Source organism: Ruegeria sp. AH7, assembly GCF_056541325.1.
The window spans coordinates 654,664-668,594 of the sequence record NZ_JBQFYF010000002.1 but is presented as its reverse complement, the minus strand read 5'-3'; the positions used below and the strand labels follow the sequence as shown (position 1 = coordinate 668,594).

Genomic DNA, 13,931 nt, shown 5'->3' with positions numbered 1-13,931 from the left:
CCCATATAGAGTATAGAATAAACTGTAAGGGCAACGGCATGAATGGCGACGATATCGGGCGTTTGGTGTATCTGGTCGTACTTGGCGCGGCCATATTGCTGTGGTTTGTCGCCCAGAACCGTCAGTCCCTGAACAAAACCCTGCAACAGGTCATGGCCTGGGTTTTTATCTTCGTGGGGGTCATTGCGGTCATTGGCTTGTGGGAGGATATTCGATCCTCGGTCAGCCTGGCCCCGCAGATGGCGGTCACCGGCGATATGATCGAGGTGCCGCGTGCCCAGGACGGGCATTATTACCTGCCAGTCACCGTGAACGGCGAACCCATTGTGTTCCTTGTAGATACCGGGGCCAGCCAAATCGTGCTCAGCGCGCAGGATGCGGAGCGTGTGGGTATCGACCCTGATCAGCTGAACTATTTCGGGCGCGCAATCACGGCGAACGGAGAGGTTCGGACAGCACCTGTGCGGCTGGACAGTTTCGAACTGGGTCCAATTGCGGATCGCAATGTCTCGGCCTGGATCAACGAAGGAGAGCTGCACCAGTCGCTGCTGGGCATGGATTACCTGCACAGGTTTTCCAACATCCAGTTCACCGATGGCCGGATGATCCTATCGCGTTAGGCGCGTTCGCAACTTGAGAACAAAATAGGAACATGATATACGCATATCATGTCTGCTCAGCTTCTTGGCACCAAGCCCGCGCGTCCCGCGCCGGGGGTCAAACTTCATGATGAGGTCACCCTGCAACAGGGCCGCGTGCACGAAGCCTGCGGCCCCGCCCGGCGCAGCTTCGCCATGTGGCTTGCCGGGCAGACCCAAGGCCCGGTCTTGTGGATTGCCCCCGCATGGGAGCTAGGCCAGCTGAACCCCCACGGAATGGTCGATTTTGCTGACCCCGGAAGGTTCCTCTTTGCCCGCCCCAAACGGGCCGAGGACCTGCTGTGGTGCATGGAAGAAGCCCTGCGCAGCCGTGCCGTTCCGCTGGTCATCAGCGATTTGCCCGGCGCGCCGGGCCTGACACCGGTGCGGCGACTGCATCTGGCAGCGGAACAGGGTGACATAGGGCAGCCCCCGCTGGGTCTGTTGCTGACCCCCGGCGACGGTGGTGCGCAGGGGGTCGAAACGCGTTGGCACATGGCCGCTGCACATCGGGATGAGACGAAACGCTGGACCCTGACCCGCCGCCGCGCCCGCGCCCTGCCCCCAGCGAGTTGGCAGGCCACTATGGCAGCCCCTCGCGCACAGATGCATCTGCAACCTGCGAGAAGTGGCGAAGACAGTTCACGCAAGATGTGATTGGCCGGGCCAAGGCCATCGCCCTAGCGTTTCCAACAAATAGACGCGCTCATCGATTGTTGCCGGCGAACCACCCACGGCAATTGATTTGAGGTCGGAGCGAATAAGACTGCAAGCTCGCGTGTTAACCAATCATTACGTCCTGCGTTCTAGCGTCAGGACAACAGATATCAGCACAGGGGCGGATCAGACCACATCCGGCATGGGCAAAACAGGCGAAAGGGATCGGCATGACCAGAATGACCAGACGCAGTTTCGTAGCTGGATTGGCACTATGGCCCAGCTTGGGGGCGGCACAATCCGTGATGATCCCCTATGCGCTTGCGCCAAAGGGCACATCGGTGGGGTTCACCTTTGATCTGTCTGGGGTGGCGCAATCGGGTACCATGCCGATCCAATCTGCCAACATTCAGCTGGATACAAAACGCCTGCAAAACAGCAAGGTTGACGTCATCCTGAATGTGGCGGCTGCACGAACGCGTTTGCCCTTTGCTCGCGGACCCATGTTGGGAAAAAGCGTGCTGAATGCGGATGCGCATCCGACCATTCGCTTCACCTCAACCAAAATCCAGCTTGGCCCGGGTGGGCGCATCTCGGCTGGGGCCTCGATTAAAGGCGACCTGACCGTGCGCGGCATTACCCGGCCGGTGACCCTTAATGCAGCGCTCTATCGTGCGCCCGGCAGCGCTGCGGATGATCTTGATGCCCTGTCGATCCAGCTGACTGGTGCGCTGGACCGTCATGCATACGGAGCCTCCGGCTATCCCGATCTAGTTGATGAGACGGTTGGCCTGAACATCATGGCGCAGATCACACGACTGAACTAATCTCCGAATTCGCGAAAAACGACACCAAGGCGTCGATTAGGCGCGCGCAAAGCGCCTGAGACAGGTAGAGCGTGGTCTCATTATGCGCACGATCATTTCCTTTGCCGCCCTCTTCCTGTCCGTCATTCTGTTGCAACTGTCGACAGGCGGCGTTGGGCCACTGGATGCGATCTCGGGCATAACGCTGAACTTCACGACCGAACAGATCGGTCTGCTGGGTTCGGCGCATTTTATCGGGTTTTTCATCGGCTGCTGGTGGGCGCCACGTCTTATGGGCAGCGTTGGGCATTCGCGCGCCTTTGCCGTGTGCACGGCCCTGGGTGCGATGGGTCTGATCGGGCATACCTTGACCGAAAACCCTTATGTCTGGGCCGCATTGCGAATTGCCTCGGGCACCTGCGTGGCCGGGTGCTATACAGTCATCGAAGCCTGGCTGAACGCCAAAGTCACAAACGAAACGCGCGGGCGGGCGATGGGAACCTATCGCATCGCGGATCTGGGGGCCTCGCTCAGCGCGCAGTTGATCATCGCGGTTTTGCCGCCTGCATCTTATGTTTCGTATAACCTGCTGGCGATCCTGTGCTGTGCATCGCTACTGCCGTTGACATTAACACGGGCCAGCCAACCTCAGACCCCCAGCGCCCCACGGCTGAGGCCCAAACTGGCCTGGGCCTGTTCACCGCTGGCCGTTGCTGGCGTGATCGTTTCGGCGCTGAGCTCTGCATCCTTCAGGATGGTCGGCCCGGTCTATGGTCAAGAGGTGGGTTTGAGCTTGGATCAGATCGCCTTCTTCCTCGCCTCCTTCGTTTTGGGCGGTGCACTGGCCCAATATCCGCTTGGTTGGTTGGCCGACAAGTATGACCGGCGCTGGGTTTTGATCTGGCTTTCCGCTGCCGCGGTGCTCAGCTGTGGAGTCACCATGGCCGCCAGCGGGGCGGGAACACTGGGCGTGATGCTGGCGGCTGGTTTCTTTGGCCTGACCACCTTCCCTATTTTCTCGCTATCGTCAGCCCACGCCAATGATTTTGCCACCACCGAACAACGGGTCGAACTGTCTGCGGCCCTGATGTTCTGGTACGCGCTGGGCGCAATCGCCTCGCCCTATGTGTCTTCGACATTGATCGAACAATTCGGCCCAGGCGCTTTGTTCGCCTTTGTGGCCGTTGGGCATCTGGGGCTGATCGGCTTTGGTTTGGCCCGCATGCGGTCTCGCCCAACACCGGATGCGCGAACCAACTACGTCTATGCCCCGCGCACCTCGTTCACGATCGGAGGTCTGTTAAAACGATCGCGCGAGGGGAAAGAGTAAGCTCGATTGGCATCTCATCGGCCACCATTCAATCCGTCTCTCAGTCGAAATAGTAGCGTTTGCAGTTTTTGCAGTTCCGATTTGTCCAGCCCTGTTTGCTCAATCATGCAAGAGGTGATCTCTGGCGCTTTGTGCTTGAGAGCCAAACCCTGCTCGGTCAAGAAAACCTCTACCGCGCGTCCGTCAGTTTGACTGCGCGACCGGGTTACGTGGCCCAGGTTCTCCAGTCGCTTGACCAACGGTGTTAGCGTGCTGGTCTCCATCCCGAGTTGCTGGGCAAGCGTATTGATCTTTTGTCCATCATGCTCCCACAGCAAAGTTAGCGTGATGTATTGCGGATAGGTCAAACCCAACTTCTTAAGGTGTGGTGAGTAGGCACGGTTAATTGCGTGCGACGCGGTATAAACGCCAAAACAAAACAGATCATCCGCCTGCTTAGGGATATCAAAACTGTCCAATTCAAAGCCTCATTTATATCGCGCACGATATTATCCTTGACATAAACACTGGTTTCGTCAACTTTGCATTTTAGGTCGCGCACGATACAAATGGAGAGTGAAATGTCCTGGCTACCCAGTTTGAAAACTCAAACACCAGAAGAAGGTTATGAGCTTGCAGTGAAATTGTCCCGTATGGCAGTCAAACTGGCGCAACCCGATGATGCAGCCCGCAACCGGATGCGCCCTGAATATGCAAATAACGCGGATAGTTTGATTGGTGTCTCTCACGTTGTGGCCGTCAACTTTCAGACCGTCTCGCATGCAAACAATTTCTGGAAGTAACGCTCAGAAAAGAAAAATGGGCCGGGAAATCCCGGCCCATTTGGTTTATGGGTCGCTACGCGTTTCGTCTTCGACCAGATCGGCAGTGTCTGGCGATGTGATCGCTGGCTCCGGGGTCGCCTCAAGCGCACCGTTCACCACGCCACCAACACCGTTTTCCATAGACAGGCCCAGTTCTTCGCCCAGCTTCTTGAGCGCGGGCATCTGCACCGCCATACCCATGATCGAGTCAAGCGCCTGATTGACCACCGGCTTGTCGCTGTTGGCCGCCCCACCGGTCGCGCCCGCACCGATGCCACCGACCTGATGGATCTTGATCGAGTCGATCTTTTCCGCAGGCTTGACCATTTCCGAAATGATCGAGGGCATGGTTTCGATCCGTGCCATATCGACCTTCATGCGGATTTGTGCTGCGGACAGAGCGTTGTCGGCCTCAACAATCGCGCGCTTACCTTCCGCTTCGGCCAACATGTCGTTCTTCTTGGCCTCGGCCCGAATGTTCAGCGCGTCGGCTTCGGCCTGCGCCTCTTCGCGGCGGGCTTCGGCGCGGTCAGCGGCGGCCTCTTTCTCGGCCTGCGCAGACAAACGGATCGCTGTGGCCTGACGTTCCGCCTCACGCGTGGCTTCGATCAGAACGATTTGCTTCTGACGCTCGGCCTCGGCCACCTCACGGGCGGTTGCCACGGCTTCGGTCGCCTTGGTCGCCTCGGCCCGGGCGAGGTCAGCCGATGCACGCGCGCGGCTTTCCTCTTCGGATTTCTGTGCGATGATGATCTGTCGCTCTTGCTCGGCCACTTCGATCTCACGCTCTTTGGCAATCTCCGCGTCGCGGATCTTGCGTTCGCGTTCGATTTCGGCTGAGCGGATGGCCTCTTCCCGCGCAATCCGCGCCCGTTCGGTTTCCCGCACCGAATCCTCGGTCCGTGCAGCAATCTCAGCCTCCTGCGCGACGCGCAGAGTTTCGACCTGTTGCGTCTGCTCAATCCGCGCCTGTTCTTCATCCTTTTCGATCAACAGCTTCTGACGCTGGGCTTCCATGGCTGCGCGACGCACCTCAACCTCGGCCTCGGCATCGATCTGCGCACGCTCTTTCTTTGAGGTCGCAATCACCTCGGCCAGTTTGCGCATACCAACGGCGTTAAAGGCGTTGTTTTCATCGAGTGCTTCAAACGGTGTCTGGTCCAAAGCGGTCAGCGAAACGGATTCCAGCGACAGACCGTTCTTCAATAGGTCCTCGGACACTGCGTTCTGCACCTCTTGTACAAAGTCGGCGCGATTTTCATGCAAACCGTCCATGGTCATTTGCGCCGCCACAGCGCGCAGACCGTCGATCAGCTTGCCTTCGATCATCTCACGCAGTTGTTCAACATCAAAAGTCCGGTCACCCAAGGTCTGCGCAGCGCGTGCGATCCCTTCTTCGGTGGCCATAACTGAGACGTAGAACTCCACACCCACATCAACCCGCATACGGTCTTTGGTTATCAAAGCAGCCTCACCGCTACGTTGCACTTCAAGGCGCAAGGTCTTCATGTTGACCGGGCTGACCTCGTGCAACAAGGGCACAATGATGACACCGCCATCCATAATGACCTTCTTGCCGCCTGCCCCGGTTTTGACCAGGCTGACTTCGCGGGTCGCGCGCTTATAAAGTCGGCCCAGCACAAGGCCGATGAACAGAACGACCGCCAAAATGGTCGCAACTGTGGTGATCAGGAAAGTAAGTTCCATGCAAAATCCTCCGATTTGGGGTTAAATTTTTGTCAGTTCGAAAGGCCGACCAGAACGAACCGGTCTTGCCGTCGGTCGCGCAGCACCAGCACTTCGGTGCCCTGTTCCAGCGTATCGCTGTCTTGCAGCGGCTCGGCCCGCAGGTAATGCGCATTGCCAAAGCGATCCATCACGCGCACTTCGGCCGGGCGTCCGCGCGATGCGGTGCCTTGCGAGATGAAGCCACGGCGACGGGCCAGCATCCGCTCGGACATCGCCTGGGTCTCGGTCGTGGGCAGAAGGCGCGCAAAGACGCCCCCAAAGCCGCGTGCAAACCAAAGACCAAAGGCTCCAGCAGGTAGGGCAGCCATCCAGCCTGGCAGGTCAAAGCCCAGCAGATCGCGCAGAGCAAGCTGCAGGCCCATGCCTGAAAGTCCAAAACCCGCAAGCAGCACGACAAGCCAGATCATGACCGGTACCCTGCCGATACCCAGCCAAGCCAAAGGACCCGCTGAGGCGACCGTGGGCGCGTCAGGTTCGACATCCGCCAGCTCAAAATCGCCCAGATCCACATCCGCATCGATGTCGAGGTCAAAACTGCCGACATCCAGATCCGGCCCGTCAGCCATATCCAAATCAAGATCGCCTTCGCCCGCCATCAGGCTTGCACCCAGCAGCAAAGCGATCAGTTCTAGCGCCAGAAGGCCGAACAGCAATGCAAGCGCTAGGGTAAAGGGCGCAAAAGCACCCTCGAGCAAAAAGTCGAACATAGGGAAATAGCCCTCGTTATTGTATACTTTGGTATACCAATAAGATGGGAGTTCATTGTCGAAATTCAAGAGGTTGTGATTCAATATTACAACCTATGGGTAGTTTAGCGCGCGACATTTCGGCAATCACTGACCTTTGGTCAACCTGTTTTTTCCATATCGTGGCGCCGAAAATGTCATCCAGATGAAAGCCGGGGTTTTTCTGGCCGGTCACATAAGGTAGACGGGCGCGCAGACAGATACGTGGAAACGCAAAATGGCCCGGATTCTTATTACCTCGGCGATCCCCTACATCAACGGGATCAAGCACCTCGGCAACCTGATCGGCTCGCAATTACCTGCCGATCTTTACGCACGTTACCAGCGTGGCCGTGGGAATGAGGTTATGTTCCTCTGCGCCACCGACGAGCACGGTACGCCTGCTGAGCTGGCTGCCGCCAAGGCGGGTAAGCCAGTGGCCGAATATTGCGCCGATATGTATGCGGTACAGGCCGATATCGCCAAACGCTTTGGCCTGAGCTTCGATCACTTTGGACGTTCGTCCAGCGAACAGAACCGCCACCTGACGCAGCACTTCGCTGGCAAGCTGGATGAGGCCGGTCTGATCCGTGAGGTTAGTGAAAAACAGGTCTACTCGAACGCCGATGGTCGGTTCCTGCCGGACCGCTATATCGAAGGTACCTGCCCCAACTGTGGCTACGACCGCGCGCGGGGTGACCAGTGTGAAAACTGCACCAAGCAGTTGGACCCGACCGACCTGATCGAGCCGCGCAGCGCCATCAGCGGCTCGACTGATCTCGAGGTGCGCGAGACCAAGCACCTGTATCTGCGCCAATCGGCGATGAAGGATCAACTGGATGCGTGGATCGACAGCAAGGCCGACTGGCCGATCCTGACCACATCCATTGCCAAGAAATGGCTGCATGACGGAGACGGCCTGCAGGATCGCGGCATCACCCGCGATCTGGACTGGGGCGTTCCGGTTAAGAAAGGCGATCAGGACTGGCCCGGTATGGAGGGTAAGGTCTTCTATGTCTGGTTCGACGCACCCATTGAATACATCGCCTGCGCCAAGGAATGGGCCGACGCCAACGGCAAGTCGGATGCGGATTGGGAACGCTGGTGGCGCACCGACAAAGGCGCGGATGACGTGCGTTACGTACAGTTCATGGGCAAGGATAACGTGCCCTTCCACACGCTGTCCTTCCCGGCCACCATTCTTGGTTCAGGTGAGCCGTGGAAGCTGGTCGATCACCTGAAATCGTTCAACTATCTGAACTATGACGGTGGTCAATTCTCGACCTCACAGGGCCGTGGCGTCTTCATGGATCAGGCGCTGGAGATCCTACCCGCCGACTACTGGCGCTGGTGGCTGCTGAGCCATGCGCCGGAAAGCAGCGACAGCGAGTTCACATGGGAGAACTTCCAGCAATCGGTGAACAAAGACCTTGCCGACGTGTTGGGCAATTTTGTTAGCCGGATCACCAAGTTCTGCCGCTCGAAATTCGGCGAAGTCGTACCTAAGGGCGGACGTTTTGGAGAGCGCGAGACTGCGCTGATCGAAGACCTAAGCAAACGCATTCGCACCTACGAAACCCATATGGAGTCGATGGAGGTCCGCAAATCTGCGCAGGAATTGCGCGCGATCTGGGTTGCGGGAAATGAATATCTGCAAGCCGCAGCCCCATGGTCGACCTTCAAGGAAGACCCGGAACAGGCCGCCGCGCAGGTGCGCCTGGGCCTGAACCTGATCCGTCTTTACGCCGTGCTCAGCGCGCCATTCATCCCCGACGCTTCAGCACGGATGCTGAGCGCCATGAACACGCTGGATACAGGCTGGCCGGACAGCGCCGAGACAGCGCTGAACGCCCTGCCCGCCGGACATGAGTTTACGGTTCCGGACGTTTTGTTCGCCAAGATCACGGATGAACAACGCGAAGATTGGCAAAGCCGTTTTGCCGGAACGCGCGACTGATAGGCTGACTTTTTCGCTCGGCTCTATGACCTAAGGCGAAGGTTCCAACCTTTGCCTGATTTGTGTTGGGCATCCCGATTATCCACGGGTTCAGCACCCAAATCTACATCTGGTGCACATCTAAGTTGGCCTGCAACCAGAACAATTTCCCGCCCACTCCAACTCACCGCGGTACTCAAGGCGCTTGAGATATGTCTCTAAACGAGCCATCCTGACCTAAACACCAATCGACTCGTCGTGGCCTTGGGCCATGACGCATATTCCTTTTGAACGAGGCGTCCGCCATGCCCCTTGAATTGAAGAACTCTATCCTCCGCTATCAGGGTCCGGCTTTGGCTATCGCCGCCCTGGCCAGTTTGGGCGTCAGCTATACTGCGCTAGCGCAAGATCAAAGCGAGGCGCCAGCCCCCAAAGTGTCAATCGCGGCGGCTTATACGCAAGAGATCACAGATGAGGCGGCGTTCATCGGACGGGCCGAAGCGATCAACAAGGTCGATATCGTGGCGCGGGTGAACGGGTTTCTGGAAAGCCAGAATGTCGAAGACGGCGCACTCGTCACCAAGGATGAGCTACTGTTCACCATCGAACCGGACCTGTATCAGGCCACGCTTGAGGCCCGCAAAGCCGACCTGAACCGGGCCCAGGCCAACCTGGAACTGGCTAAGATTGACCTTGATCGTAAAGAAGAATTGTTCAAACGCGACGCCACGCCTGAATCAGAACGCGATACAGCCCGCGCAAACGAATTGGTTGCCGAGGCCGAGGTCAAAGCCGCAAATGCTGCAATTCAACAAGCTGAGTTGGACCTGAGCTATACGCAAATCCACGCCCCGTTTGACGGGCGGATCGGGCGCGTGACCACCAGCGTTGGCGATGTGGTTGGCCCCACGAACCCGGCATTGGTCAATCTGGTCAGCGAAGCCCCAATCTACGTGAATTTCTCTCTGAACGAAAAGCAGTTCACCTCGATCCTTGAGCAATTTAACGAAAACGCAGCCTCACTTGCGGAAAGTGACCAAAGCCCGAATGTCCATGTGACCCTGCCGAACGGCACGGAACTGGATGAGACAGGCGAGATCGTCTTTGTCGACAACCGCATCGACCCGCTGACGGGTGCGATTACAATGCGTGCCGAGTTCGACAATGCGAACCGTCTGATCCTTGACGGCGCTTTCCTGACCGTTCACATCGAGGCGTTGGAGCCAACGCTGCAGGTGCTGATCCCGCAGGCGGCACTGCAACGCGACCAGCGCGGTGAATTTGTTCTTGTGGTGAATGACAAGCAAATGGTCGAACAGCGTTATATCACCACCGGCGATACGGTCGATACTGCGATTATCGTATTGGATGGGCTACGCGAAGGTGAAAGCGTGATCGTCGAAGGTTTGCAAAGGGTACGTCCGGGCGTCGCGGTTGACGCGGTTGTGGCCTCAGAGCAGCCGGGAGAATAACACATGTTCTCGGCCCTCTTCATCAGCCGGCCCAAGCTGGCACTTGTCATTTCGCTGGTCCTAACGATCATGGGCGGTATCGGCTATATGGTTCTGCCGGTCGCCCAGTTCCCGGACATCACGCCACCTGTTGTCAGCGTGACCACTACCTATACCGGCGCCAATGCCGAGACCGTAGAAAACACAGTCGCTGCCCCGATTGAGGCGCAGGTAAACGGTGTTGACGACATGATCTACATGACGTCAACGTCGTCTGATAACGGCTCGTATTCATTGAATATTACCTTCGAAGTGGGCACCGACCCCGATATCGCCTCGGTCAATGTGCAGAACCGCGTGGCGCAGGCCATGTCTTCGCTTCCAACCGAGGTAACGTCCTCTGGCGTGGTCACGCAGAAAGCATCGACCAACATGCTGTTGCTGGTGACATTGACCTCGCCCAACGAGACCTATGACAGCGTGTTCCTGTCGAACTACGCGTCGATCAATCTGAAAGACGCGCTGGCGCGGATTCAAGGTGTGGGCAAGGCGGATGTTCTGACCAATCTGGAATATGCCATGCGCATCTGGATGGACCCGGACAAGATGGCGGCCCTGTCGATCACACCCGGGGACGTGATCAACGCTATTCGGGAACAGAATATCGAAGTTTCGGCGGGTTCAATCGGTTCGCCCCCAGTGCCCGAGGGGCAAACCTTTCAGTACACGATCAAATCCAAGGGTCGCCTGACCTCTGCTGCCGAATTCGGGGATATCGTTATCCGCACAGGCGATGCCGGGTCGATCGTGCGTGTTCGTGACATTGCGCGGGTTGAGCTTGGGGCACAGTTCTATTCGGCCTCGGGCTATTTCCAGGCCGTTCCCGCCACCGTGATTGGCATCTATCAGGCTCCGGGCGCAAACGCGCTGGCGGTCTCTGAACGGGTTCAGGCCGAGTTGGAAAGGCTGTCGCGGTCCTTCCCAACGGATGTGGAATATGATGTGCCCTTCAATACTACGGATTTTGTCGAAGCCTCGTTGAACGATGTGGTCTCGACCCTGATCCTGACCTTTATCCTTGTGATTTCGGTGGTGTTTGTTTTCCTCGGCAGTTGGCGAGCAACAATCATTCCAGCCGTCGCAATCCCGGTGTCACTGATCGGCACGTTTGCCTTCCTTTTGGCTTTTGGCATGTCGCTGAACACGATCTCACTGTTCGCGTTGGTGCTGGCCATCGGGATCGTGGTGGACGATGCCATCGTGGTCGTGGAAAACGTCGAACGGATCATCGCAGACGAAGGCCTACCACCGCCCGAAGCCACCCGCAAAGCCATGGGCCAGATCACAGGCCCCGTCATCGCAACCACGCTGGTTCTGCTGGCGGTGTTTGTGCCCGTGACCTTCATGCCTGGCATTTCAGGCCAGTTGTATTCGCAATTTGCGGTGACCATTTCGACCGCTGTTGTGATCTCTTCCATCAACGCGTTGACCTTATCGCCAGCGCTGTGCGGGTTGGTTCTGAGGGCGCGTTCCGGGCCTCCAAAAGGTATACTGGCTCTGTTCGAACGGTTTATCGGAACTGTGCGGAACGGCTATGTCTCGATCGTGCGCAAGCTGCTGATCCTGCCGATTGTTGCCCTGGGCGTGATCGTAGCGCTTGCGATGGGAACCGGAACGATCATGTCCAACACCTCCAGCGGTTTCATCCCGCTTGAGGATAACGGTTATCTGTTCGTTGATGTTCAACTGCCAGATGCGGCCACGCTGGAGCGGACAGAGACGGTGACCGCGCGTCTGGACGATCAGATACGCGAGATACCCGGTGTTGCCAGTACGGTTCTGGTGAACGGTTTTTCCTTGCTCAACGGCACCACCACCAACGGCGCTGCGATTTTCGTCAACCTGGACAACTGGAATGACCGGCAAGAGGATGATCTGAGTGCTGATGCCATTCTCGCCAAGATATTGGCGATTGCGAACGGTGAATCCGCAGCCTCGGTCCTGGCGTTCAATCCGCCCCCCATTCAGGGCCTCGGCATGTCTGCTGGGGTTGAGATGGAGGTGCAGCAAACCGGAGGTGGCACACCACAGGATCTGGCCTCGGCCGTGGGATCCTTTGTCTACGCGGCAAATCAGCGACCAGAAATCGGCCAAGCCTACACGACCTTCCGCGCCAACGTTCCGCAGTTGTTTGTCGATCTGGATCGGGAAAAGGCCAAGACCCTGCAGGTTTCAGTGGCTGAGATTTTCCAGACCATGCAGGCGCAACTGGGATCGTATTACGTGAACGACTTCAACCTGTTTGGCCGGGTCTATCGCGTGATGATCCAGGCAGATGGGACCTATCGGGACAATGTTGAGGATATCTCGAACCTCTACGTTCGTTCTCAACAAGGCGAGATGGTGCCACTGGGCACACTGATTGACGTCGAAAACGTGTTGGGCCCGGTTCTGCTGAAACGGCATAACCTGTTCCGCTCGGCCACGGTCACGGCCGTGCCCGCACCAGGGCTGTCCAGCGGCGACGCAATCAGCGTGATGACCGAGGAATCCGCCACCGCCCTGCCCCCCGGCTATGCCTTCGAATGGACCGGAACGGCACAGCAGCAATTGGCCTCGGGCAGTCTGGTGATCATCATCCTTGGGCTGGCCATCCTGTTTGGCTACCTGTTCCTTGTCGGCCAGTATGAGAGTTGGTCGATGCCCGTGTCGATCCTACTATCGGTGATCGTTGCGCTCTTCGGGGCAGTGGCCGCCGTGGCCATCGTGGGCAGTGACATCAACCTCTATACCCAGATCGGGATGATCATGTTGGTGGGTCTGGCCTCAAAGAACGGGATTTTGATCGTGGAATTCGCCATGGAGCAGCGCGCCAAGGGCCTGTCGATCAAGGATGCGGCAGCCGAGGCCGCCTATCAGCGTTTCCGCGCGGTGATGATGACGGCGCTGTCCTTCCTGCTGGGGGTTGTTCCGCTGCTGGCGGCCAACGGGGCTGGTGCCGCCAGCCAGAAGGCCATCGGTGTGGCCGTGTTCGGCGGCATGCTCGCAGCTACCCTGGTGGGCGTGATCCTTGTGCCTGTGCTGTATGCCCTGATGCAAAGCCTGCGCGAATGGCTAAAGGGCAGCAAACGTGATCCTGATCCGGCAACTGAGACCAGCTGAGATCAACGGCCATGAATCCTGAAATAGCCCCGTGCTGGCCACGGGGCTTTTTGCTGTTCAGCTATGCGGTTGTCAACTCTGCCCGGCTGCGCCGTCGCACAGTAACCTCGCGGATAACGGCCTGCGCTTCTGGCGGTGGGGCCTGCTCAATCCGGCGATAGTCACTACCGTCGATTTGTCGCGTCAGCAGCCCACAGGAGATCATAGTGCGCCGCAACGTCGCCGGGTCATCGAACAGGTGCTCTTGCCCAAGCCGTTCATTGACCTCTGTCTCTGTCAGGCTGATGCCGGCAGGGATGCTGGCCCACAAGGCCCATAGGGCAAGGGTCTGCACAGCACGTCTGGACGGCCATCGTTTCAGGTACCCTGCGGCGTCGAATTGAATGAACGCCCGCTCGACCGTCCGCATATCCAGCGGCTCTGCATCGGGTCGTGTTTCGATACGCCGCTTAGCCGCGTTGGAAGCCCGCATATGCTGCAGGTTCTGAAATCCGGCCGCGCGGGCCAACATGTTCATCAGGCTGAGATGAGACGGGCTGGCCTCACCCAATTGGTGCTTCAAAGCACGCGCGAACCCGGTCAGGTCATCCACATGCAAAGGGATCGGTGATTTGGTCATCATGCATCCATATCGGGCGTTTCATACGCTCGTCGGTCGCTGACTTAACGAAACA

The 13,931-nt window shown here is 57.9% G+C and carries 12 protein-coding genes; 8 read left to right on the top strand and 4 right to left on the bottom strand.

The features are described from left to right. Nucleotides 1-38: 38 nt before the first annotated feature. The 4 genes from ACR0JX_RS07850 to ACR0JX_RS07835 all read left to right on the top strand — a co-directional run bounded on the left by ACR0JX_RS07850 (nucleotide 39) and on the right by ACR0JX_RS07835 (nucleotide 3,431). Nucleotides 39-620, top strand: coding sequence for a retropepsin-like aspartic protease family protein (locus tag ACR0JX_RS07850; protein WP_480542857.1), 582 nt, complete (start codon nucleotides 39-41; stop codon nucleotides 618-620). Nucleotides 621-668: 48 nt separating this feature from the next. Beyond that, nucleotides 669-1,295, top strand: a complete 627-nt coding sequence (locus ACR0JX_RS07845; protein WP_480542855.1) for an ImuA family protein — start codon at nucleotides 669-671, stop codon at nucleotides 1,293-1,295. A gap of 230 nt (nucleotides 1,296-1,525) precedes the next feature. Beyond that, nucleotides 1,526-2,122, top strand: coding sequence for a YceI family protein (locus tag ACR0JX_RS07840; protein ID WP_480542853.1), 597 nt, complete (start codon nucleotides 1,526-1,528; stop codon nucleotides 2,120-2,122). Between the two features lie 82 nt (nucleotides 2,123-2,204). Next, nucleotides 2,205-3,431, top strand: a complete 1,227-nt coding sequence (locus tag ACR0JX_RS07835) for an MFS transporter (protein ID WP_170530197.1) — start codon at nucleotides 2,205-2,207, stop codon at nucleotides 3,429-3,431. A 14-nt stretch (nucleotides 3,432-3,445) separates the two neighbouring features. Here ACR0JX_RS07835 and ACR0JX_RS07830 read toward each other — a convergent pair whose 3' ends face one another. Next, nucleotides 3,446-3,889: a MarR family winged helix-turn-helix transcriptional regulator gene (locus tag ACR0JX_RS07830; protein ID WP_480542851.1), complete on the bottom strand. Its 444-nt coding sequence runs from the start codon at nucleotides 3,887-3,889 to the stop codon at nucleotides 3,446-3,448. 102 nt (nucleotides 3,890-3,991) lie between these two features. On the opposite strand from ACR0JX_RS07830, the gene ACR0JX_RS07825 reads away from it, so the two are divergent. Then, nucleotides 3,992-4,213: a hexameric tyrosine-coordinated heme protein gene (locus tag ACR0JX_RS07825; RefSeq protein WP_480542849.1), complete on the top strand. Its 222-nt coding sequence runs from the start codon at nucleotides 3,992-3,994 to the stop codon at nucleotides 4,211-4,213. 45 nt (nucleotides 4,214-4,258) lie between these two features. On the opposite strand, the gene ACR0JX_RS07820 is transcribed toward ACR0JX_RS07825, so the two are convergent. After that, entirely contained in the window at nucleotides 4,259-5,941 is a 1,683-nt protein-coding gene (locus tag ACR0JX_RS07820; RefSeq protein ID WP_480542847.1) for a flotillin family protein, read from the bottom strand. Between the two features lie 32 nt (nucleotides 5,942-5,973). Further along, complete coding sequence (locus tag ACR0JX_RS07815) at nucleotides 5,974-6,690, bottom strand: OB-fold-containig protein (RefSeq protein ID WP_170530204.1); 717 nt, start codon at nucleotides 6,688-6,690, stop codon at nucleotides 5,974-5,976. Between the two features lie 256 nt (nucleotides 6,691-6,946). Between ACR0JX_RS07815 and metG the strand changes: the two genes are divergently transcribed. From metG to ACR0JX_RS07800, 3 genes are all read left to right on the top strand, one after another. Continuing rightward, entirely contained in the window at nucleotides 6,947-8,665 is a 1,719-nt protein-coding gene (metG, locus tag ACR0JX_RS07810) for a methionine--tRNA ligase (RefSeq protein WP_480542845.1), read from the top strand. A 284-nt stretch (nucleotides 8,666-8,949) separates the two neighbouring features. Beyond that, nucleotides 8,950-10,116 carry an efflux RND transporter periplasmic adaptor subunit gene (locus ACR0JX_RS07805; protein WP_480542843.1) on the top strand — a complete coding sequence of 389 codons (1,167 nt, stop codon included), beginning with the start codon at nucleotides 8,950-8,952 and terminating at the stop codon, nucleotides 10,114-10,116. A gap of 3 nt (nucleotides 10,117-10,119) precedes the next feature. Beyond that, nucleotides 10,120-13,257 (top strand): efflux RND transporter permease subunit, encoded by a 3,138-nt coding sequence (locus ACR0JX_RS07800; protein WP_480542841.1) that lies wholly within the window; start codon nucleotides 10,120-10,122, stop codon nucleotides 13,255-13,257. 61 nt (nucleotides 13,258-13,318) lie between these two features. Here the strand turns inward: ACR0JX_RS07800 and ACR0JX_RS07795 are convergent, their stop codons facing one another. Further along, the gene (locus ACR0JX_RS07795; RefSeq protein ID WP_480542839.1) at nucleotides 13,319-13,876 is read right to left on the bottom strand and encodes a DUF2087 domain-containing protein; all 558 of its coding nucleotides are present in this window, start codon (nucleotides 13,874-13,876) and stop codon (nucleotides 13,319-13,321) included. Nucleotides 13,877-13,931: the final 55 nt, after the last annotated feature.